Source organism: Deferrisoma camini S3R1 (genome assembly GCF_000526155.1).
Lineage (GTDB): Bacteria > Desulfobacterota > Deferrisomatia > Deferrisomatales > Deferrisomataceae > Deferrisoma > Deferrisoma camini.
In genome coordinates this window covers 2832417-2853658 of the sequence record NZ_JAFN01000001.1, presented here as the reverse complement: position 1 = coordinate 2853658, position 21242 = coordinate 2832417, and the positions used below count along the sequence as shown (strand labels likewise).

The following is a 21242-nucleotide window of genomic DNA, read 5'->3' as shown; positions in this document are numbered from 1 at the left end:
GGCCACGTTCCTCTCGCAACTCGTGTGACGCCCCATCGCCGCCGCTCCAGCGTCCCAACGTCCTACCGTCCTACCGTCCCAGCCTGCCTCTCCGTCTCCCGGTACGGTCCGGGGTCAAGCCCCAGCCGCTCGGCCGCCTCCACCGCCATGCGGGCCACCGCCCGGGCCTCGTCGCGGCGGCCCAACCGGGCCAGAACCAGGGCCAGGTTGTTCAGGGGCTCGGGCCGTTCGGGTGCCGTGGCGTGGGCTCGGCGCAGCGCGGCCTCGGCGCCGGCCAGGTCGCCCGCCGCCCACAGCGCGTTGCCCCATCCGAACGCTCCCCGCCAGTCCTCGGGCCAGCGCGCGAGAAAGGCCCGGTACCCCCGGGCCGCCTCGGCGGTGCGGCCGGCCTCCTCCAGGTCGGCCAGGGCGTCGAGGACGTCCTCCGGGCCTGCCGTGGCCGGCAGCTCCCCGGGCGGCAGCACCACCAGGCCGAACCCGCCGGCCCGGAGCCAGGTGCGCACGAACGTGCCGGTGGCCACCTCCTCGGGAAGCTCGCCGCCCGCGTGCAGGATCACCCCGCCCGGGCCGTACCCCACCAGCACCGAGTAGTGGTACACCGGGGCCCACGACAGGCCCCGGTTCTCCAGCACCAGCACGGGGTGGCCGGCGGCCACCTCGGCGAACAGACTTTCCGGCTGGGGGGGGACTCTCCAGGCCAGGAGGCCCCGGCCGCGGGCCTCGCGGGCCAGGTCAGAGGGGAACGTGCCCTTGCGGGCCGGGGTGTACACCAGGGGGCCGAGGTCGGCCGGGTCGGCCGGGCGGCCGGCCCAGGCCAGGACCATGGCCAAGGCGGCCGGGCCGCAGTGGTTGCGGGTCTGCCGGATCACCGGCACCCCCTCCACCCGGGCGGCCTCGGGCAGCCCGGCCCGGCGCAGGGCCAGCCGGGGCGCGCACCCGGCCGCGACCAGGGCGAGCGCGAGGAGGGCCGAAACGACCGGCCGAGGCCGCCAGGACACGGGGTGGAGGAAGGGGGCCTGGCCCGTCACCCCCACGGCGGGCGGCTCACGGCGTTCGCCGCGCGGCCCCTCACCGGACCGTGCGCTTCACAAAGGGGAACACGTCCGTGTACCCGAGGATGTCCGTGATCAGGAGCACCACGAACACGAAGGCCGCAGTTGTCACGATGGCCACGAGGGGGTCGCCGCCGGCCGGCAGGGTGTCGAGCCGCTCCAGGGCCTCCCGGGCCTCGGCGTCCGAGAGCCCCAGGGCCCGGCGGTGGGCCTCGGCCGGGTCGATCCCGAGTTGCCGCAGCGCGTCGGCGATCTCCTGGCGCTCCAGCGCCGTGGCCAGCCGCTCCTGGGGCGAGAGCACCCGGCGGGTCGGGATCCATCCGGCCACGGCCGGCGAGGTGGGCAGCGAGAGGCAAAGGAACGAGAACAACAGGATCAGGGCCGTGGGCGTCTTCCAAGAGCGTGCGAACCGCATGGGATCTCCTCCCGGCAAGAGACAGGGGAAACGCGAACCGGGCCGAGTGTAGGCAAACCGCCCGGCCGACTCAAGCCCGGGAGCAGAGGCGGCCGTGGCCCTCCCGTGCCAGGATGCCCGCAGTCGGATCGCCCTTCGGTGGGGAAGCGGCGGAGTTGGGGGAGCGGCAGGGTCAGAAGTCCACCACCAGCGAGGTCAGGAACTTCGTGTCCACGTGCTCGGCGTCGGGCGCGGGCAGGGCGTTCTGGTAGTTCACGGTGTAGCTCAGGCCGAGCGAGAGGTTTCCGGCCAGGGCCACGACCAGGCCCGAGGTGGAGTTCAGGAAGTAGACGTCGGTGTCGTCGAACGAGATCGAGTAGTCCAGGGCCTGCTGGAAGGTGACCGTGTCGGAGATGCGCCACTCGTAGTCGGCGGCCGCCTTGCCCGAGGCGTAGGTGTCGGAGGCCTCGGGCCCGGCTGCGAAGTTGTCGTAGTTCCACAGCACCCCCAGGCGCGCCTTTAGTTCGTGGGCCTCGCTTTTCACCACGTCGTACCCCACGCCGGGCCCCACCTCCAGACGGGCGTCGTACCCGGAGAAGGTGTCCTTGAGATAGCCCACCGACACGAACCCGAACAGCCGCTCGGTCAGGAGCCGTTCGTACCGGCCCTCGGCGCTCCAGCGGCTGGCGGTCGGCTCGCTCTCCGTCTTGCCGTACAGGCCCGTGGCCGTGGCGGCAAAACGGTGGGTTCCCGCATCCAGCCCGGTCTCCAGGGTTCCGGCCAGGGCCTCGGTCTCGGTGTTGCCCGAGGTGCGGGTGTAGGAGAGCTCGGCCCGGTTCTTCCAGCCCTCGGCCGCCCGGACGACAGCGGGTGTGAGGAGGGCGGCTGCGGTCACGGCTGCGGCGATCTTCATGGGATACTCCTTCGGAAATCCCCCGACTCGACCATTTTGCCCCGGTTCCGGCAACCGTCAACCACGGCGGCCCCAGGGCGCCCGGCGCCCGGGCGGGATATCCCGGCTTGAACCGTGCCTTTCCCCGGCGTATCGTTCTCCAACGCGTTTCCTCTGTGGGGGTCGGGCACGGAGACGAACGGATGGGTTACGGCGTGAAGGACGTGTTGCGCATGGAGGTGGCCCCGGCCCTGGGGTGCACCGAGCCCTCGGCCATCGCCCTGGCGGCGGCCGCCGCGGCCTCCTTGTTGGAGGGGGAGACGGCCGAGGCGATCGAGGTGTGGGTGGACCCCAACGTGTACAAGAACGGCCTGGCCGTGTCGATCCCCGGGGCCCGGGGCGCGTCCGGGCTCGACCTGGCCGCGGCCCTGGGGGTGTTCGGCGGCGATCCCTACCGCAAGCTCGAGGTGCTCGACACCGTGGACGACCAGGCCCTGGCCACGAGCAAGCGGTTCGTGCGGGCCGGCGCGGTCAGCGTGCACCTGGTGGACGACCGGCAGGGCCTGTACGTGCGGGCCCGGGTGTCGGCCGCGGGTCGCACGGCCGAGTGCACCATCCAAGGGGTGCACGACGGCATCACCCGCCTGACGCTGGACGGCGAGGAGCTGCCGGACCATCCCCTACTGAGGCGTACCTCGGGCGAGCAGGAGAGCCTCCAGGAGCTGGAGGAGTGGCTGCGCACCCTGAGCCTCCAGGATCTGCTCGACCTCCTCGACGACCTGGACGAGGACGACCTGGCGTTCCTGGAGCAGGGGGTGGAGTACAACCTCCGGCTGGCTGAGCACGGCCGCAAGTACGGCCCCGGCCTGGGCATCGGCCTGGGGCTCGACCGGCTGGTGCGCGAGCGGCTGCTCCAGCGGGACATGGTGCTCGAGGCCAAAATCCTGACCTCGTCGGCGGCCGACGCCCGGATGTCGGGGGTGAAGCTTCCGGCCATGAGTTCCGGGGGCAGCGGCAACCACGGGCTCACCGCCATCCTGCCCATCTGGGCGGTCAAGGACTTCGTGGCCCACCAGAGCAAGCGCGAGGTGCTCGAGGCCATCGCCCTGAGCCACCTGGTCACGGCCTACGTCAAGGCCCACACGGGCCGGCTGTCGGCGGTGTGCGGCTGCTCTGTGGCGGCCGGTGCCGGTGCCACGGCCGGGGTGACCTACCTGCTGGGCGGCAACCACCACCACATCGCGGGCGCCATCAAGAACCTGGTGGGCGACCTGGCCGGCGTGATCTGCGACGGCGCCAAGGCCGGGTGCGCCTTCAAGCTGGCCACGGCCGCGGGCACGGCCGTGCAGGCCGCCCTGTTCTCGCTGCACGGGGTCAACGTGCAGGCCACCGACGGCATCGTGGGCGCCTCGCCCGAGCAGACCATGCAGAACCTGGGCACCCTGAGCTGCGTCGGCATGATCGAGACCGACCACACCATCCTCCGGATCATGCTGGAGAAGCAGTTCGATCTGGACTGAGCCGCTGGCGCCGGGTCTCCGCCGGCAACCTCGGCTCCCTCGAAGGGGACGACCCCGCTTACTGCTACTATTAACCCGGCGACAGATTAGGCGCGTCACCTCGGAGGGTGGGGCAAGGCACCTGCCTCCGGCCGGGCGCGAAGCCGAGCATGAGATTCGCCGCGCAGGCACAGGACCGAAGAGCTGGTTACACGACAACTCGATGGAATCCGAACTATTTCGCGGTCCGAGCGTCAGAGACGCTGCGCGGCGAGCTAAAGGGCCGCGCCCGGCTCTCCGGCAGGCCCCTTGCCCCTCCGAGCAGGGAGCGATAGCGCCTGTTTATCCGCCGAGCTAAGAGTATTGCCGTGGTACGGGGTTGGGGTCTGGTTCCGTCCGGGTGCGTGTGAGCCATCCGATCGTCGCGCCTTCTCATGCCGTTGCCTGCCCGTCGGTCCGGGGGCCGATAGCGGAGCCCCGGAAATCCGTGGCGATCCGAACAGCCGGAGGCGGCGGCGAGCCAAAGGGCTGTGCCCCCGGCACTCCACCCCTCCCAGCCTGGGCTCCGCAAAGGGAAAACCCACGAGTCTGGCAATTCTTCCGTTGCGATTCGTAGCAGATCACGTGCGGAGGCAACGATGTCGGTTCCTGCGAGATATGTGCACACGAACCTGGTTGCGGAAGACTGGCGCGCCCTGGCTGCATTCTACGAGAGGGTCTTCGGGTGCGTGCCGGTGCCGCCGGAGCGCGACTATGCCGGCGAGGCGTTGGACGCGGGCACGGGGCTACGGGGGGCCCGTCTGACCGGCGTGCACCTGCGGCTGCCCGGGTGGGGAGAGAACGGCCCCACGCTCGAGATCTTCAGCTACGATCCCTCTGCGGAGCGGGGGCAGACCGCCGTGAACCGGCCGGGGTTCGGGCACATCGCCTTCGCGGTGGAGGACGTGGAGGCGGCCCGGCAGGCGGTCCTGGATGCCGGCGGCCGCGCCGTGGGCGAGGTGGTGAGGCTGCGGGCGGCGAACGGCGCCCGGGTCCGCTGGTGCTACGTGACCGACCCCGAGGGCAACGGGATCGAGCTGCAGGCCTGGGAGCCGTAGCCGGTTGCACGTGACGCAGCCTCCTATGCACGCAGATCGCCACCATGGAGCCTCTGATGGGGAGCTGCGCTCAAACAACGTTGGCGCGGCGACGGCGTTCGCGGCGGCCGCCGGCTTGAAAAACGGCCGGTCGTCAGGAGCCGAGGTGGGAGGAAGATCGTGGAGAAGAGGGTGCTGTCCGCAGGGATCGTTCCGGTGCGCCTGACCCCGGAGGGGCCGAGGTTTCTCGTGCTCCGGGCGTACCGGTGCTGGGACTTCCCCAAGGGGGAGGTGGAGCCGGGGGAGGAGCCGCTCGACGCGGCCCTGCGGGAGGCCCGCGAGGAGACCGGCCTCCGGGAGTTCCGGTTCCGGTGGGGCACGCAGTGGCGGGAGACCCCGCCTTACGGCCGGGGAAAGGTGGCCCGGTACTACGTGGCCGAGGCCGGGGCGGGGGAGGTCCGGCTGGGGGTGAACCCCGATCTGGGCCGGCCCGAGCACCACGAGTACCGGTGGCTGGGTTACGAGGACGCCCGGCGGCTCCTGGCCGATCGGGTCCGGCCGGTTCTGGACTGGGCCCACGGGCTGGTCACGGCCGGGTCCGGCCCCGTTCCACCCTGATCCCCCCTTCGTTGCTGCGGGCTTGATTCCTGGAAGGGAGAGGTGTATGGTCGGGCAAGTTAGTAAATATTCACTTACATCCGGGATGCATCCATGACCCCACACGGAGACCGACCGTACACCCCCCGACAAAACGAGCTGCTCGACCACGCCCTGGCCCTGGTCCGGGACGGCGGCTTCCCGGCCCTGACCACCAAGCGTCTCGCGGAGCGGGTGGGCTTTACCGAGGCGGCGATCTACCGCCATTTCCCCAGCAAGCAGGCGCTGATCCTCGGCCTGATGGACCGCATCGGGACAATGCTCCTGGAACCGGTCGGCGAGATCGCCCAGGACGAGGGGCTCTGCGTGGCCGAGCGGCTCCGGCGGATCGTGCGGCACCACACCGAGATCATCCGCGCGCACAAGGGGCTGCCGATCCTGCTCCTGGCCGAGGCGTCCGTCTCGAACGACGAGGCCCTGATCGGCCGGATGCGTTCCATCTTCCGGGGCTACCTTTCGGTGCTGGAACGTCTGATCCGACAGGGACAGGCCGGTGGGGATCTGGTGCCAACGCCGTCCCCCGACGCCCTGGCCCTGATGCTGGTGGGCCCCCCGGCCGCCCTGGCGATCCGGCTGCGGCTGCTGCCGGACGTCGAGGCAGAGGACCGGTTCGGCGAGACGCTGGTGCCGTTCCTGGTGGACGCACTTCGGAGCGGCGAGGGGAAGGACGGCCCCTGATGGCAGCGAGGATCGTTGCGGTGGCATCGGCCGTGGCGGCGGCCCTGGTTTGGGGGGCGGTCCAACCGCCGGCCCGGGCGGCGGGGGAGGGCGGCGCGGGGCCGCTGCGACTCACGCTGGCTCAGGCCGTGGCCGAGGCCCTCGAGGCCAACCCGGGTCTCAAGGTGCTGTCGCACCGCAGCGTGGCCGCCGAACGGTCGGCCGAGGCGGTCTCCCGGGAGCGCTGGGGGCAGGTCGACGCGTTCTTCAGCTACTCCCGAACCAACGACGCGTGGGTCGTGCGGCCGATGTCCGAGGAGATCCTGGGCGACGCCGGAGGGTTCGGCGCCCTCCCCTGGGACCGCAACCAGCAGCACTACGGCATGTCGTTCCAGCTCCCCCTGTACCTGGGTGGCCGGCTCTCCAACAAGACCGAGCTCTCCCGGCTCGAGACCGAGGGGGCCGCCGCGCTGTTGGAGGGTACGCGCTGGCAGGTTCGGTTCAACGCCGTCTCCCTGTACACCGCGGCCCAGGCCCTGGACGCCGTGGTGGCCGGGTTCGACGAGCTGGTGGCATCCCTCGAGAAGACCCGGGAGCGGCTCGAGCTGATGGTGCGGCTGGGCAAGAGGCCCAAGCTGGACCGGCTCAAGGTGGTGGAGCAGCTGGAGGACGCCAAGGCCCAGCGGGAGGCGGTGCGGGCCGACCGCGCCCGGGTGGGCGCCATGCTCCTGGCCCTGTTGGGCCGCGACCCGTCCCGCCGGGTCGCGGTGGACCCCCAGGAGGGGCGGGTGCCGGAGCTGGAACGGGATCCCCGGGAGCTGGCGGCCCGGCTCGGCAGGACCTCCCGGGTCCGGCAGGCGCGCATCGCTGCCGAGCAACGCCGCCGGAACGTCGCCCTGGCGACCGCGAGCTTCCTGCCGTCGGTGGTGGCCGAGGGCAACTACACCCGCAACGACGCGCCGTCCGTGGGTGACCCCCTCGACACCTGGCAGGTGATCGTCAGCGTCAAGGTGCCCCTGTTCCGCGGCGGCTCCCGTTTCGCCGCCCTGGAGGCGGCCAGGGAGAGGGAGAGAGCCGCCGAGTACGGGATCGAGCAGGCCCGGCTGACCGTGGCGGCCGACCTGCAGGACGCCCTGGCCCGGTTCCGGTCGGCCCGGGCCGAGCTGGCGGCGGCCCGGGCCCGGGTGGCTGCCGCTGCCGAGGCCGCCCGGATCGAGCAGATCCGGTACGAGGCCGGGGCCGGGACGATCGAAGACCTGCTGCGGGCCCAGGCGCGCAGGGCGAGCGCCCGCGCCTCCCTGGCGAAGGCCCTGGGGGCCGTGGTCACCGCGGCCGAGCGGATCAACAGCATCGTGGAAGAGGACGTGGTCCGATGATCAAGAAGCTCGTATGGCTCGTGATCGCAGCCGGGGTCGCGGCCGGGCTGGTGGCTGTCCGGGCCAAACGGCTCGAGCAGAAGGAGGCGGCCCCCCTGGTCCGGCGGCCGGTGCCGGTGGTGGAGGTGGTGTCGGTTCGTTCGGGACGGGTGGCCCGGGTGCGGCACGTCACCGGCACCGTGGTCGCGGCCGAGGAGGCCCGGGTCGCCCCGATGATCATGGCCCGGCTGCTGGAGGTGCGCGTCCGCGAGGGCGAGTCGGTGCACAAGGGCCAGGTGCTGGCCGTGCTCGACGCCCGGGAGTTGGAGGACGCCGTCGCCCAGGCCGGCGCCGGGCTGTCGGCTGCAAGGGGGGCGGTGGCTGCGGCCCAGGCGGCGTGGGAGGCCCAGCGGTCCACCACGGAGCGGGACCGGGTGCTCCATGAGGCGGGCGCGATCTCGGACGAGCAGTGGGAGCGGTCCCAGACCGCCCTGCGCTCGGCGGCGGCGCGGCTCGAGACCGCCCGGGCCGAGCTCCGAAGGGCCGAGAAGCGGCGGGACCAGGCCCGGATCCGGCGGGGGTACGCGCGCCTCGAGGCCCCGTTCGACGGGGTGGTGGCGGCGCGGTGGGCCGACCCGGGCGACCTGGCCGTGCCGGGCAAGCCGATTCTGGCGGTAGCCCGCAGCGGAAACCTCCGGGTGCGGGCCCAGCTTCCGGTGGAGGACCTGGCGGTCCTGTCGGTGGGGCAGCGGGTGACCGTGGGCACCGGAGCCGGCACGGTGGCTGCCAGGGTGTCCCGCATCGTGCCCACGGCCGGTCCGTCGGGGCTTGCCGTGTTCGAGGCGGACCTGCCGAAGGCTCCAAAAACATTCCTGCCAGGCGCCTCGGTGAGCGTGGATGTCACGCTCGCCGGGGCGAGGGGTTTGGTGGTTCCCCTGGACGCCCTGCTCGACGGCGAGCGCGGCACCTGGGTGTTCGTGGTGGAACCGGCCGGGCCGGGGCCGGCAGGGACGCGTCGGGGGACGATCCGGGCGGCACGGGTGGACGTGGTGCAGCGATCCGCGGACCGGGCCGTGGTGGACGGGCCCCTGGCCGAGGGGGACCGGGTCGTCGTGGCGCAGCCGGCCCGTTTGATGACCCTGTACGACGGCATGACCGCGGCGTTCGTCCGCCGGGGCTCGGCGCCGGGTCCGGGGGCTGCCGAATGAGCTTCGTGGAGGGCTACCTGAGGCGGCCTCACCTGGTGTCGGCGCTCTTGATGCTGGCCGCGGGGCTCGGCGTCATCGGCTACAACCGCCTTCCGTTCAAGCTGTTCCCGGACACCGAGCGGCCCCAGGTGGCCGTGGTGACCGTGCTGCCCGGGGCGTCGGCCACGGACGTGGAGAGCGACCTGACCCGCCCCATCGAGCGGGAGCTCTCGGGCCTGGACCAGGTGCGGGCGGTCCGGTCCACCAGCCGGGACGAGGTGTCCGCGGTGACGGTGGAGTTCCGGTACGGCCGGGACCTGTCGAGCGCTGCCACCGACGTGGCCAACGCCATCGAGAAGATCCGGCCCCGGTTCCCCCCGGGCACCCGGCCGCCGATCCTGTTCCGGGTGTCGTCGGCCACGGCCGCGGTGATGACCGTGGCCCTGCACCCGAAGGACGGATCGCACCTGGACCTGTCCATGGTGCGCCAGATCGCCGAGAACCCGATCCGGGACCGCCTGCTGCAGCTGCCCGAGGTGGCAAACGTGGAGGTGTTCGGAGGTCACCAGCCGGTGATCCTCGTCACCCCGGACCGGGACCGGCTGGAGCGCTACCGCCTGACCGCGGCGGACGTGGCGGCCGCCCTGGCCGCGGCCAACGCCAATCAGCCCGCGGGTCTGGTGATCGGCGACGGGTCCCAGATCGTGCTCAAGCGGCGGGGCGCCCTGGCCGGGGTAGCGGACGTGGCCCGGGTGGTGCTCACGGACCGGGGGCCGGGGATCGTCCGGGTGGGCGACGTGGCCGAGGTGCGCCGCGGTGTGGCCGAGCCCAAGAGCGCGTTCCACGCCAACGGCCGGCCCGCCGTCGCCCTGAACGTCCAGCGGCAGGAGGACGGCAACGTGCTCGAGACGATCACGGCCGTGGAGGGGCTGCTGGTCGAGCTGGAGCGGGAGTTCCCGGAGATCGCGTTCAGCGTGCCCGACTCCCAGAAGGAGATCATCACCCTGTCGGTGTCCAACATGAAGGACGCGCTCAAGAGCTCGATCCTGATGACGCTGGCCGTGCTGTTCCTGTTCCTCGCGAGCGGCCGCAGCCTGGCCCTGGTGGGCGTGTCCCTGCCCATGACGTTCCTGCTGACCTTCGGCGTGATGTGGCTCGGCGGCATGGAGCTCAACGTGGTCACCCTGACCGCCATCACCCTGGCCGTGGGCATGCTGGTGGACGACTCGATCGTGGTGGTCGAGAACATCCAGCGGCACCTGGACGAGCTGGGCAAGCCGGTGGGCGCGGCCGTGGTGGACGGCACCAAGGAGATCCTGCTCGCCGACTTCGCCGGCACCGCCACCACGGTGCTGGCCCTGACCCCGATCGTGTTCGTGGGCGGGTACGTCCAGCAGGTGATGCAGCCCCTGGCCCTGACCCTGATCATCGCGCTCCTGTCGTCGTTCGTGATCTCGGTGACGATCATCCCGCTGCTCGCGCCCTGGGTCCTCCGGAAAGGGGGCGGTGGCCGGGGCACCCTGCCCGAGCGGCTCACGGCCCGGCTGGCGGACGCCGTGCTGGGTCGGCTGCGCGGGTTCTACCAGGGGGTGGTGCGCACCGCCCTGGCCCACCGGCTGCTGTTTCTCGTGGCCGCGGCCGCGATGCTCGTCGTGGCCGGACGCCAGCTGCCCCTGGCGGGCCGAGACCTGATGCCGTCCATGGACGCCGGGATCGTCAAGATCGACTTCGAGGCCGACGCGGGCACCTCCCTGGGGGCGACCGAGGCCCTGCTGGGGCGGATGGAGGCGATCCTGTCCACCTATCCCGAGGTCACCTCCACCTCGGCGGTGATCGGGGCCGAGGCCGACGTGATCTCGTTCGGGTCCGGCCGGACTCCCCGACAGGGCGCGGTCACCGTGAATCTGGTGAACCGGTTCGAGCGGGAGCGGAGCATCTGGGAGATCGAGGACGCCCTGCGCCGGGCGTTCCAGGGGCTGCCGGGCCTCGCCCGGGTGGACGTGTACGACTTCGGGGCCACCCCGCTCTCGACCATCAAGGCGCCGGTGGACGTGATGATCTCCGGGCCGGACCTGGAGGTGCTCGACGCGATCGGCGCCGAGGTGGAGCGGCGGCTCCGGGCACACCTGCGGGGCGCCACCTCCATCGGCCGGTCGTGGCGGCTCGACGCAGAAGAGGCCGTGCTCCGGCTCGAGCCGGGCCGGCTCGCCAGGTACCGGGTCTCCCCCCGGGCGGTGACCGCCCAGCTGGCGGGTGCCGTCGCAGGCGTGCCCGCCTCGATCCTACGGGTGCCCAACCAGGACGGCCACCCCATCTGGGTCCAGCTTCCGGCCGGCCAGCGGGCCCGCCTGGCCGCGCTCGAGGCGTTCCCGATCCTCACCCCCGATGGGCCGGTGCCCCTGGCCCAGTTGGGCACCATCGAGAGGCAGCCGACGGCCCAGATGATCACCCACGAGGGGCTGGAGCGGACGCTGGACGTGACGGCGTTCCGCCGGACCCGGGCGATCTCGCACCTGCAGGAGGACGTGCTGGCGGCGTTGGAGGGGCTGGAGCTGCCCCCGGGCTACACCTTGTCCCATCGGGGCGAGATCGCCCAGATGAACGAGTCGTTCGGCAACCTGGGCAACGCCCTGGCCCTGAGCTTGCTCCTGCTGTTCTTCTCGCTGGTGCCCACTTTCCGGTCGTGGCTCCACCCCATCACCATCATGTCGGTGATTCCCTTGGGGCTGATCGGCGCGGCGTGGATGCTGCTGATCACGGGCCGCCACGCGTGCATGCCCGCCATGATGGGGATGATCCTGCTGGGCGGGGTGGTGGTGAACAACTCGATCCTGCTCCTGGACTTCGCCCGGGCCGCCCGGGACCGGGGCGCCGGCCTGGACGACGCCCTGGTCGAGGCCGTGGGGGTGCGGATGCGGCCGATCCTGATGACCGCCCTGTCCACCATCGTCGGCATGATCCCGATCGCGGCCGAGTGGGCGGTGGGCCTGGAGCGGCTGTCCCCCCTGGCCGTGGTGGCCGTGGGCGGGCTGGGGGTGGCCACCTTCCTCACCATGGTGTACGTGCCGATCGTGTACTCCCTGGTGGAGCAAGGTCGGCACGCCGTGGCCCGGCGTCTGCGGGGAGGGGCCGCCCCCTCGTGACGGTGGTGGGCCGTGTTTGTCGGGCGGGCACGAGCGAGAAAAAAGGGCCAGGCGTTTCCGCCTGGCCCTTCGTTCGCTCATGGTGGAGCCGATCGGGATCGAACCGACGACCTCTTGAATGCCATTCAAGCGCTCTCCCAGCTGAGCTACGGCCCCACGAGAGAATCGGCTTTTTACCAGACCCGGCAGGGGGTGTCAATGCCCGACGCGCCCTTTCCGCTCAAGTTTGGCCCGGGCGAGGTCGATCGGAAAGCCCAACTCCTGTGCGGAGGGTTGCCCGATGCGCGTACTCATCGTGGACGACGATCCCACCACCCTGCAGATCGTGGAACACACCCTGCTGGCCGCCGGATACGAGGTGGACCTGGCCCCTGACGGGGAGGCGGCCTGGGACGCCCTGGAGGCCACCCACCACCGCATCGTCCTCACCGACTGGCTGATGCCCCGGCTGTCGGGGTTGGAGCTGGTGGAGCGGGTCAGGTCCGACCCGGACCGGCCCTACGCGTACCTCATCATGCTCACCGTGAAGGAGGCCCTCCCCGACCTTGTCCAGGCTTTGGACGCCGGCGCGGACGACTACCTGACCAAGCCGTTCCGGCCCGAGGAGCTCCTGGCCCGGATCCGTGCCGGCCAGCGGATGGTCGAGCTCCACGACCGGCTCGAGGACCGCATCCATCGGCTGGAGGAGGCCCTGGACGAGGTGCGGCGGTTGAGGGGGCTCCTGCCCATCTGCATGGTCTGCCACAAGATCCGCGACGACAAGAACTACTGGCACCAGCTCGAGTTCTACCTGAAGACCCACGCCGGCCTGGAGTTCACCCACGGCATGTGCCCCGACTGCGCCGAGCGCTGGAAGGAGGAGAACGGGCTCGGCTAGCTCACTCGGCCCCTCCCTCCGCCAGCAGGTGCCACAGCCAGGCGCTGGTGCGCATGCCCGCCCACAGGTCGGAGAGGTGGAACCGCTCGTCGGGGCCGTGGGCGCGGTCGTCGGGCCGGCCGAACCCCAGGAGCAGCACCGGCACCCCCAGGAGCCGCTGGAACGTCTCCACAACGGGGATGGAGCCCCCCTCCCGGATGAGCACCGGCTCGGCCCCGAACCCCCGGGCTAAGGCCTTCCGAGCCGCGTCCATGAACCGGCCTCGGACCGGCACGAGCACCGGCCGGGCGCCGTGGAGGCGCCGAACCTCGACCCGGCACCCCTGCGGGGCGCGTTCCCTCAGCCACGCTTCCAGCAGATCGGCGATCTCCTCCGGATCCTGGTCGGGCACCAATCGGCACGAGACCTTGGCCCGGGCCTCGGCCGGGATCACGGTTTTCGCCCCCTCTCCGGTGTACCCGGCCACGAGGCCGTTCACGTCCAGGGTGGGCCGGGCCCAGACCCGCTCCAGCACCGAGAAGCCCTCCTCCCCGGGCAGGGAGTCCACCCCCAGGTCGCGGCAGAGGGCGGCCTCGTCGAAGGGCAGGCGGGCGAACGCGTCCCGCTCCCACGGCTCCAGGGGCCGCACCCGGTCGTAGAACCCGGGCACCGTCACCCGGCCGCGGTCGTCCTGGAGCGAGGCCACGAGCCGGGCCAGGGCGTTGGCCGGGTTCGCCACGGCCCCGCCGAAGGTGCCGGAGTGAAGGTCCCGGTTGGGGCCCCGGAGGATCACCTCCAGGTACACCAGGCCCCGCAGCCCGTAGGTGATCGCCGGCACCGCCGGGTCGAGTCGGCCGGAGTCGCTCACCACCACCGCGTCGCACGCGAACCGTTGCCGATTCTCCTCCAGGAACGGCTCCAGGTGCTCGCTGCCGGCCTCCTCCTCGCCCTCGAACAGCACCACCAGGTTGACGGGGAGCCGCCCGTAGAGCTCCAGGTGGGCCCGCAGGGCGGCCAGGTGGCAGAATAGCTGGCCCTTGTCGTCGGTGGCTCCGCGCGCCACGAGGCAGCCGTCGCGCACCGTGGGCTCGAACGGGTCCGAGGTCCATCCGTCGGCCGGATCGGCCGGCTGCACGTCGTAGTGGCCGTAGAGCAGGATGGTGGGCCTGCCCGGAGCTCCCCGCCACTCGGCCACCACGGCCGGGTGACCGCCGGTGGGCTCGGCTCGGGCCTCGAAGCCGGCCCGGGCCAGGCGGGCCGCGAGCCACTCGGCGGCCCGGGCCACATCGGCCGCTCGCTCGGGGTCGGCGCTGATCGAGGGGATGCGCAGGAACTCGGAAAGCTCCTCGAGGAGTTCCTGGCGTCTTGCCTCCAACCGTTCCAGGACCGGACCCGCCTCGCCCATGGACCTGCCTCCTTTCTCCGTCGCGATCCTCCGCGCCGACCGATGATACCGATCCTGGCGAAAGCATTGCCAGACCGGTGCCGCTTTCTTTGTTGAACCGCAGGAACCCCACCGTCGCCACCTTGAGCCGGGGCGCCCACGAGCCGAAAAGAGACCCGGATGGCCCCGGACGACCCACGGCCTTTTGACCGACGACCGAAGTTACCGAGGTGCCGCCATGACCCTGGACGAACTCGTGGAGCGAGCCGGCGGGCTGGTGTCGCTGCCCGAGGTGTGCCTGCGCCTGAACGACGTGATCTCCGACGACCGGGCCACGGCCGAGGACGTGGCCGAGACCCTCCGGGCGGACCCCGCCCTGGCGGCCCGGGTGCTCAAGCTGGTGAACAGCGCCTTCTACGGCCTGCCCCGCCGGGTGGAGACCGTGACCCACGCGGTGGCGCTGCTGGGCCGGGAGGAGGTCCGGGCCCTGGCCGTGGCCACGGCCGCGGCCGAGACGTTCCGGAACGTGCCCGCTGCCGACGTGAGCATGGACTCGTTCTGGCGCCACAGCGTGTACGCGGCAGCCGTGGCGGCCACGCTGGCCCCCGGCTCCCGCCGCACCGGCCGGGAGCGGCTGCTCCTGTCCGGTCTGCTCCACGACGTGGGCTGGCTGGTGCTCCTGCACCTGGAGCCGGAACGGGCCCGGGCCGTGCTCGAGGCGGACGGGGAGGGGTGGGAGCGGCTCCATCAGGTGGAGAAGGAGGTGCTCGGCTTCACCCACGCGGACGTGGGGGCGCGGCTGTTGTCGGACTGGGGGCTCCCCCAGAGCCTGTGGGAGCCCGTGGCGTTCCACCACGAGCCCCATCTCGCCGAGGCCCATGCGGCCGACGCCGCCCGGGTCCACATCGCCAACGCGGCGGCCAGCGTGCGCCAGCCGGGCATCCTGTGCGTGGAGCCGGGGGAGGCGTTCCCCGTGCTGCCGGAGGCCTGGGCAGCGGCCGGGCTGACCCACGAGGAGCTGACGGCCCTGCTGCCGGAGGCCGAGGACCGGTTCGACGAGACCCTGGAGATCGTGTTCTCCGGCTACACCACGATATACTAAGGTCCATGGACCGGCCGGCACCCCTCTACGACCTGACCCACCCCCTTTCACCCCAGACTCCGGTGTACCCGGGCGACCGGCCCGTGGGGGTGAGGCTCGTGGCCTCCCTGGAGTCCGAGGGCTACCGGGCCCGGCGCCTCGACCTGGGCACCCACTCCGGCACCCACGTGGACGCCCCGGCCCACCTGATGCCGGAGGGGACCACCCTGGACCGGCTGCCGCTGGACCTGTGGGTGGGGCCGGCCGTGCTCGTGGAGCGGGGGGAGCTCGGCGCCGCCGCCCATCTGCCGCCCCGGGTGTTGGTCCGCGGGGTGGGGGAGGGGGGGCTCACACCCGACGAGGCGAGGCTCCTCGTGGAGGCCGGAGTGGGACTGGTGGGCGTGGACGGGCCCAGCGTGGACCCGGTGGGCGCCGCGGAGCTTCCGGCCCACCGGATCCTGCTGGGCGCGGGGCTCGCCGTGGTGGAGAACCTGCGGCTCCAGGGCGCCCCGGCCGGGCCCGGAACCCTGTACTGCCTGCCCCTGGCCGTGGCCGGGGGCGACGGCGCGCCGGTGCGGGCCCTGTGGCGGCCCGAGGGTACCTGATGGCCGATCCCGATCGCCCCCTGCTCCGGGAGGAGGACCTGGAGATCACGTTCTTCCGGGCCTCGGGCCCCGGCGGGCAGCACCGGAACACCCGGGAGACCGGGGTGCGGATCCGGCACCTCCCCACGGGCATCGTGGTCACGGCCACCGAGCGCCGCAGCCAGGCCGAGAACCGCCGGATCGCGTTGGAGCGCCTGGCCGAGGCCCTCCGTCGACGCCGCAGGAGGCGAAAGCGCCGCATTCCTACCCGGCCGGGCCGGGCGGCAAGGGAGCGTCGTCTGCGCGAGAAGCGCCTGCACAGCCGCAAGAAGGCGATGCGACGGGGGGAGGAATAAGGGGGCCGGTGAGGCTCCGCTCGGGTCCTGCACGACCGGGCGTTACTTCCTCCCGCGTTCTTCTTCGGAAGGCCGGTCGGGCCTCCGGCCCGTCTCGTACCGGTAGAGGTGGTAGGCGCAGTCCGGGCCCACCAACGGCCGGGCCGCTTTGGGCGGGAGCCGGAGCCTTCCCCTCAGGATCAGCGAGCGGTAGAGGTACCTCAGGCGGACCTCCTCGGCCCGTGGGTTCGCCATGGTCACGTCGCCAGATCGGCCATCCGGGCCGAGAGCGCGGACACGAGGTCATGGGGCGAGAGGAACACGATCAGCCCCCTGCGGCCCCCGTTGACCCCGATGGTCTCGCACTCCATCAGGGAGCCGTGGACCCACACCGGCACGGGTTTTCTCACCCCGAACGGGCTGATGCCCCCCACCCGATACCCGGTGAGCCTCTCGGCCTCGTCCACCGTGGCCATGCGGGCCGACTTCACCCCGGCCAGGCGGGCGAGCTTTTTGAGCGAGAGCTCCCGGTGACCCGGGAGCAGGCACTGGCAGAACCGGCGGTCGCCCAGGGCTACCACCAGGGTCTTGGCCATGGCCTCCACCGGCCAGCCCAGGGCCTCGGCCGCGTACTCGGCTCCCTTGACCCGGTGGTCGTACTCCCGGGCCTCGTGGGGGATCTTCTTCTGCCTCAGGAACCGGATCGCAGGGGTCGTGGCCATCGGATCCATCCTTCCGATCGAGCGGGCTTCGGAGGGGCACCCCCGTTTACCACCTTCCCGGCCCCCCGCTCAACGATCGCCGCGCGGGCGGCTTGACGGCAAGGAGCCAGGCACCCAACATACCGGCTTCCGGTGGTGGTTCCGGGCGCGGGGAGTAATACCAAGTTGCGTTCAAAGCCATCAGACCCCTGAACCGGCGGGGCAAGGAGCCTGGTGGAGCGCCGGGCGTGGCTCCTACAGTCGCCGCACCCGGCTCTCAGCCGATGTTTGCCTCGCGACAATCCCGAACATGCCTTGTCAACGTTCGTTTTCCCAGCGTCCAAGGAGCATAGGGCTGAGTGCCGGGTGCGGCGTAAGTCGGATGCTGCACTCACGCACGGCCGGAACCAGGCTCCTTGCCCCGGCCCCCCCGGGATGGATCTTGCTTTGAACGCAACTTGGTATAAGGAGGGAGATCCGATGCCGAGCACCTTTCTGAGCCGCGTGGTGCGGGCGGCCAAGCTGGACCCGAACCTGTACGAGGAGGTGGAGGCCGACCGCTCGGCCGTGGGCCAGGCCGTGGGCGTGGTGGTCCTTTCGAGCCTGGCCGGGGGGATCGGGGGGTACGGCCAGCTCGGCCTCCTGGGCGGCACCCTGGCCGCCTTGGCCGGATGGTACGTGTGGGCGTACCTGGCGTACTGGATCGGGACCCGTCTGTTCCCCGAGGCCGAGACCCGGGCCGACCACGGCGAGCTGCTGCGCACGGTGGGGTTTGCGGCCTCCCCCGGGTTGATCCGGGTGGTGGGGGTGGTTCCGGCGCTCCAGTGGGTGATGCACCTGGTGGCGGGGGTGTGGACCATCGCGGCGATGGTGGTGGCCGTGCGGCAGGCCCTGGACTACAAGAGCACGGCCCGGGCCGCGGGCGTGAGCCTGCTGGCGTGGGTGGTGCAGGGGTTTGCGGTGGGGCTACTCGTGTGGCTCTTCGGAGGCGCGTGACCCCTTCGGAGCCGGACGGAGCAGGGCGGCCAGCCAGGCCAGCACGCCCGCCAGCAGGCCGGCGATCATCGGCGGGATCGCCAGGTCCTCCCATGCCGCGGGCCGGGCGTCAGCCCCGGCCACCCGCAGGGCCACCCGGGCGCCGGGGGCGTGGGCGGCGTCGTTGTAGTACCCCTCCAGCGTGGTTCGGGCCGATCCTCCCCCGGGGGAGGGGTACTCCACCACCACGGCCCAGGACCGCATCCCCACCTTCTCCCGGGCCACCACCGTGCCCGTGACCGGCTGCGACCCGACCACGAACCGGATCGTGGAGGCCGCGAGCCACAGCGCGGCCGCGAGCGCCGCCGCCGCCAGCCCGTACAGGATCCAGCGCACGGCTCTCACGGCATCTCCGGCCGATGGCGGCGGGTCGCGGATGCCACGCCGGCCCTCAGTTCCGGAACCCCTGGATGGGAGCCGGAATCCTGCCGCCCCTCCGCACGAACCCGGCGCAGGAGGTGGGGTTCACCGGCATCACCGGCGCCTCGCCCAGCAGCCCCCCGAACCGGACCCGGTCGCCCGCGACCTTGCCCGGAGCCGGGATGATCCGCACGGCCGTGGTCTTGCCGTTGGCCACGCCGATCGCCATCTCGTCGGCGATGATCCCGGCCAGGGTCTCGGCGGAGGTGTCGCCCGGAACGGCCACCATGTCGAGCCCCACCGAGCACACCGCGGTCATGGCCTCGAGCTTCTCCAGGGTCAGCACCCCTTCGGCCGCCGCCTGGATCATGCCCGCGTCCTCGCTGACCGGGATGAACGCTCCCGAGAGCCCCCCGACCGAGGACGAGGCGAACACGCCCCCCTTCTTCACGGCGTCGTTGAGCATCATCACGGCCGCGGTGGACCCCGGCGCCCCGGCCCGGGCCAGGCCCATGGCCTCGAGGATCCGGGCCACGCTGTCCCCCTCCGCCGGGGTGGGCGCCAGCGACAGGTCCAGGATGCCGAACCGGGCCCCCAGCCGGCGGGCCACCTCCCGCCCCACCAGCTCCCCCATGCGGGTGATCTTGAACGCGGTCTTCTTGATGGTCTCGGCCACCTGCCCCAGGTCCGCGTCCGGAGCGAGCCCCTCCAGGGCCCGGCGCACCGCGCCCGGCCCGCTCACCCCCACGAGCACCGTGGCCTCGGGCTCGCCCGGGCCCAGGAACGCCCCCGCCATGAACGGGTTGTCCTCCACCGGGTTCGCGAACACCACCAGCTTGGCGCAACCGATCCCGTCCCGGTCGGCCGTGAGCCGGGCCGTCTCCCGGACGATCCGGCCCATCTCGAGGCAGGCGTCCATGTTGATGCCGGTGCGGGTGCTGGCCAGGACCACCGAGGAGCACAGCCGCTCGGTCTCCGCGAGCACCCGGGGAACGGCCCGGATCAGGGCCTGGTCCACTTCAGTGGCGCCCTTGTGGACCAGGGCCGAGAACCCGCCCACGAAGTTCACCCCCACGTCCGCACCGGCCTCGTCCACGGCCCGGGCCACCTCCAGGAACGCCTCGGGCTCGGCCCGGGGCACCACCCAGGCCAGAGGGGTCAGGCTCACCCGGGTGTTCACGATGGGGATCCCGAACTCGGCCTCGAGAACGGTCGCCACCTCCCCGAGCCGGCCGGCCCGGGCCCGGATCTTGTCGGCCACCTTGCGGCCGCACGCCCGGGGATCGGGGTCGGAGCAGTCCCACAGCGAGATGCCGAGGGTGACCGTGCGCACGTCCAGCCGGTCCTCGGCGATCATGCCGATGGTTTCGAGGATCTCCTCGCTCGAAAAGCGCATGCGGGTTCCTTTGGTAAGGCTGGGAGGCTAGGAGGCCGAAAACCTCCTGATTCCAGCGCATAGGGCGCGCCGCGCGCGCCGGACCTACGGCCTTCAGGGCGGCGGCTCCGCCGGCGGGGGGCACCCGTCGGGCCCGGATCGGCACGTGTCCGGCGGCCACGGGCCGCCCTATGCCTGAATTCTGTCCTCTGATCCCTGGCTCCCCTACACCCGGTGCATGTAGCGGAACACCTCGGCATCCTGCACCATGACCTTGAGCCCCATGCCCTCCAGGGCCTCCTCCAGGGCGCGGGACAGCTCTGCCAGGCTCAAGGGGCTCTTCTCCATGTCGGCCAGGAGCGTCATGGCGAAGATGTCTCCGCCGAGGATCTTCTGGTTGATGTCCTCGATGTTCACCGTGGCCTCGGCCAGGGCGGTGGCCACCTTGGCCACGATGCCCACCTGGTCCCTGCCGAGCACGGTCACCACGATCTTGCGGGCCATGGGGGTCACTCCTGAGAACGGCTGGAAAGCTGGAAGCTGGTGTTCCGTTCCACAACAAAGCATATCCATTCCGGCGGTGGGGCTGGGGGCTCCGACGAAGCGCGACGGCCGAGCAGCTCGGGCCGCCCGGCGCCAGGGGAGCGGCTGCGGCGCGTGCTCTCACGCGCCGCAGCGGACCGCGCCGAGGCGGCCCCTGCGAGGCCGTTCAGCGAAGGAGGGGCCCCAGCCCCACCGCCCCCGGGAATGCACGAACTTGCGAACCACGACACGAGAAAGCTAGAAGGCCTTGAATCGTTTCCGGGCCTTCCGACCCTGTTGTTGCCGCCGGCCGGACGCCGAGGGCCCCTCGCGCCCCTCGGCCCGGGGGGCGGTCACGTCCCTTGTTCGAGCTCGTAGCCCCGGGGGGTGATCAGCCAGTCTCGCCAACGCCGGGTGGAGCGGTTGCCCACGATCACCACGCTCATCATGTCCACCGCCTCCCCGGGCACCTCACCGAGGGTGGTGAGCCGCACCTCCTGGCCCGGCCGCAGGGCGTGCCGCACGATGCCGGCCGGGGTGTCGGGGCCACGGTGGGAGGCGAGGATCTCGCACGCCCGCTCCAGGTGGCGCACCCGCTTGCGGCTGCGGGGGTTGTACAGGGCCACCACGAAGTCGGCCGCCGCTGCCGCCTCCAGCCGCCGCTCGATCGCCTCCCAAGGGGTCAGCAGGTCCGACAGGCTCACCACCGCGAAATCGGTCATCAGGGGCGCGCCCAGCAGGCTCGCCGCCGCGCTCACCGCGGTGACCCCGGGCACGATCTCCACCGGCACCGAGCCCCCGGGGTCCAGGCGCTCCAGCAGCTCCAACACGAGCCCCGCCATGGCGTACACGCCGGGATCGCCGGTGCATACCACGGCCACCCGCCGGCCCGCCAGTGCGGCCTCCACCGCGGCCCGGCACCGTTCGGCCTCCCGGGTCATGCCGGTGGCCACCACGTCCTTGCCCGAGGCCAGGTCGCCCAGCAGGTCGATGTACTTGGTGTAGCCCACCACGACCTCGGCCGACCCCACCGCCTCCAGGGCCCGAAGGGTCATGTGGTCGCGGCCGCCCGGGCCGATGCCCACGATGAACAGCAC

Annotated in this window: 22 protein-coding genes and 1 tRNA gene; 12 read left to right on the top strand and 11 right to left on the bottom strand. The window is 72.1% G+C overall.

Annotated features, from left to right (window positions below; all coding sequences use genetic code 11):
• Positions 1-62: 62 nt before the first annotated feature.
• The 3 genes from DEFCA_RS19585 to DEFCA_RS0112505 form a co-directional block, all read right to left on the bottom strand.
• Positions 63-1034, bottom strand: a complete 972-nt coding sequence (locus DEFCA_RS19585; protein ID WP_025323364.1) for a PA2778 family cysteine peptidase — start codon at positions 1032-1034, stop codon at positions 63-65.
• Between the two features lie 34 nt (positions 1035-1068).
• Positions 1069-1467, bottom strand: coding sequence for a PA2779 family protein (locus DEFCA_RS0112510; protein WP_025323363.1), 399 nt, complete (start codon positions 1465-1467; stop codon positions 1069-1071).
• Between the two features lie 172 nt (positions 1468-1639).
• Positions 1640-2359: a DUF481 domain-containing protein gene (locus DEFCA_RS0112505; RefSeq protein WP_025323362.1), complete on the bottom strand. Its 720-nt coding sequence runs from the start codon at positions 2357-2359 to the stop codon at positions 1640-1642.
• Positions 2360-2541: 182 nt separating this feature from the next.
• Here DEFCA_RS0112505 and DEFCA_RS0112500 point away from each other — a divergent pair, with 182 nt between their 5' ends.
• The 7 genes from DEFCA_RS0112500 to DEFCA_RS0112470 all read left to right on the top strand — a co-directional run bounded on the left by DEFCA_RS0112500 (position 2542) and on the right by DEFCA_RS0112470 (position 11912).
• Complete coding sequence (locus DEFCA_RS0112500; RefSeq protein WP_025323361.1) at positions 2542-3858, top strand: L-cysteine desulfidase family protein; 1317 nt, start codon at positions 2542-2544, stop codon at positions 3856-3858.
• A gap of 617 nt (positions 3859-4475) precedes the next feature.
• A complete protein-coding gene (locus DEFCA_RS0112495; RefSeq protein ID WP_025323360.1) occupies positions 4476-4934 on the top strand; it encodes a VOC family protein in 459 nt (152 codons plus the stop codon).
• A 159-nt stretch (positions 4935-5093) separates the two neighbouring features.
• Positions 5094-5531, top strand: a complete 438-nt coding sequence (locus tag DEFCA_RS0112490) for a bis(5'-nucleosyl)-tetraphosphatase (RefSeq protein ID WP_025323359.1) — start codon at positions 5094-5096, stop codon at positions 5529-5531.
• Positions 5532-5624: 93 nt separating this feature from the next.
• Positions 5625-6248, top strand: a complete 624-nt coding sequence (locus DEFCA_RS0112485; RefSeq protein WP_025323358.1) for a TetR/AcrR family transcriptional regulator — start codon at positions 5625-5627, stop codon at positions 6246-6248.
• A complete protein-coding gene (locus DEFCA_RS0112480) occupies positions 6248-7603 on the top strand; it encodes a TolC family protein (RefSeq protein ID WP_025323357.1) in 1356 nt (451 codons plus the stop codon). Before DEFCA_RS0112485 ends, DEFCA_RS0112480 begins: the two co-directional genes overlap by 1 nt.
• A complete protein-coding gene (locus DEFCA_RS0112475; protein ID WP_025323356.1) occupies positions 7600-8790 on the top strand; it encodes an efflux RND transporter periplasmic adaptor subunit in 1191 nt (396 codons plus the stop codon). Before DEFCA_RS0112480 ends, DEFCA_RS0112475 begins: the two co-directional genes overlap by 4 nt.
• A complete protein-coding gene (locus DEFCA_RS0112470; protein ID WP_025323355.1) occupies positions 8787-11912 on the top strand; it encodes an efflux RND transporter permease subunit in 3126 nt (1041 codons plus the stop codon). The genes DEFCA_RS0112475 and DEFCA_RS0112470 overlap by 4 nt, the downstream gene beginning before the upstream one ends.
• An 80-nt stretch (positions 11913-11992) precedes the next feature.
• On the opposite strand, the gene DEFCA_RS0112465 is transcribed toward DEFCA_RS0112470, so the two are convergent.
• A tRNA-Ala gene (locus tag DEFCA_RS0112465) sits at positions 11993-12068 on the bottom strand.
• A gap of 124 nt (positions 12069-12192) precedes the next feature.
• On the opposite strand from DEFCA_RS0112465, the gene DEFCA_RS0112460 reads away from it, so the two are divergent.
• Positions 12193-12789: a response regulator gene (locus DEFCA_RS0112460; protein ID WP_025323354.1), complete on the top strand. Its 597-nt coding sequence runs from the start codon at positions 12193-12195 to the stop codon at positions 12787-12789.
• Position 12790: 1 nt separating this feature from the next.
• Here DEFCA_RS0112460 and DEFCA_RS0112455 read toward each other — a convergent pair whose 3' ends face one another.
• The gene (locus DEFCA_RS0112455; RefSeq protein WP_025323353.1) at positions 12791-14173 is read right to left on the bottom strand and encodes a dipeptidase; all 1383 of its coding nucleotides are present in this window, start codon (positions 14171-14173) and stop codon (positions 12791-12793) included.
• A 217-nt stretch (positions 14174-14390) separates the two neighbouring features.
• Here DEFCA_RS0112455 and DEFCA_RS0112450 point away from each other — a divergent pair, with 217 nt between their 5' ends.
• Genes DEFCA_RS0112450 through DEFCA_RS0112440 form a run of 3 tightly spaced genes read left to right on the top strand, consistent with a single transcriptional unit; the run spans position 14391 to position 16173 of the window.
• Positions 14391-15254: an HDOD domain-containing protein gene (locus tag DEFCA_RS0112450; protein WP_025323352.1), complete on the top strand. Its 864-nt coding sequence runs from the start codon at positions 14391-14393 to the stop codon at positions 15252-15254.
• Positions 15255-15259: 5 nt separating this feature from the next.
• Complete coding sequence (locus DEFCA_RS0112445) at positions 15260-15838, top strand: cyclase family protein (RefSeq protein WP_025323351.1); 579 nt, start codon at positions 15260-15262, stop codon at positions 15836-15838.
• A complete protein-coding gene (locus DEFCA_RS0112440; RefSeq protein WP_025323350.1) occupies positions 15838-16173 on the top strand; it encodes a peptide chain release factor family protein in 336 nt (111 codons plus the stop codon). Before DEFCA_RS0112445 ends, DEFCA_RS0112440 begins: the two co-directional genes overlap by 1 nt.
• 42 nt (positions 16174-16215) lie before the next feature.
• Here the strand turns inward: DEFCA_RS0112440 and DEFCA_RS0112435 are convergent, their stop codons facing one another.
• Both DEFCA_RS0112435 and DEFCA_RS0112430 read right to left on the bottom strand, forming a co-directional pair.
• A complete protein-coding gene (locus DEFCA_RS0112435) occupies positions 16216-16407 on the bottom strand; it encodes a hypothetical protein (RefSeq protein WP_035802919.1) in 192 nt (63 codons plus the stop codon).
• 2 nt (positions 16408-16409) lie between these two features.
• A complete protein-coding gene (locus tag DEFCA_RS0112430; RefSeq protein ID WP_025323348.1) occupies positions 16410-16874 on the bottom strand; it encodes an aminoacyl-tRNA deacylase in 465 nt (154 codons plus the stop codon).
• A 459-nt stretch (positions 16875-17333) separates the two neighbouring features.
• Between DEFCA_RS0112430 and DEFCA_RS0112425 the strand changes: the two genes are divergently transcribed.
• Positions 17334-17849 carry a YIP1 family protein gene (locus tag DEFCA_RS0112425; protein ID WP_025323347.1) on the top strand — a complete coding sequence of 172 codons (516 nt, stop codon included), beginning with the start codon at positions 17334-17336 and terminating at the stop codon, positions 17847-17849.
• On the opposite strand, the gene DEFCA_RS19580 is transcribed toward DEFCA_RS0112425, so the two are convergent.
• The 4 genes from DEFCA_RS19580 to cobJ all read right to left on the bottom strand — a co-directional run bounded on the left by DEFCA_RS19580 (position 17820) and on the right by cobJ (position 21242).
• The gene (locus tag DEFCA_RS19580; RefSeq protein ID WP_025323346.1) at positions 17820-18233 is read right to left on the bottom strand and encodes a hypothetical protein; all 414 of its coding nucleotides are present in this window, start codon (positions 18231-18233) and stop codon (positions 17820-17822) included. The two genes, DEFCA_RS0112425 and DEFCA_RS19580, sit on opposite strands and share 30 nt — an antisense overlap.
• 46 nt (positions 18234-18279) lie before the next feature.
• On the bottom strand, positions 18280-19644 hold the full coding sequence (locus DEFCA_RS0112415; RefSeq protein ID WP_025323345.1) for a PFL family protein: 1365 nt from the start codon (positions 19642-19644) through the stop codon (positions 18280-18282).
• A 204-nt stretch (positions 19645-19848) separates the two neighbouring features.
• Complete coding sequence (locus DEFCA_RS0112410) at positions 19849-20127, bottom strand: ACT domain-containing protein (RefSeq protein ID WP_025323344.1); 279 nt, start codon at positions 20125-20127, stop codon at positions 19849-19851.
• 371 nt (positions 20128-20498) lie between these two features.
• The gene (cobJ, locus tag DEFCA_RS0112405) at positions 20499-21242 is read right to left on the bottom strand and encodes a precorrin-3B C(17)-methyltransferase (protein WP_084319167.1); all 744 of its coding nucleotides are present in this window, start codon (positions 21240-21242) and stop codon (positions 20499-20501) included.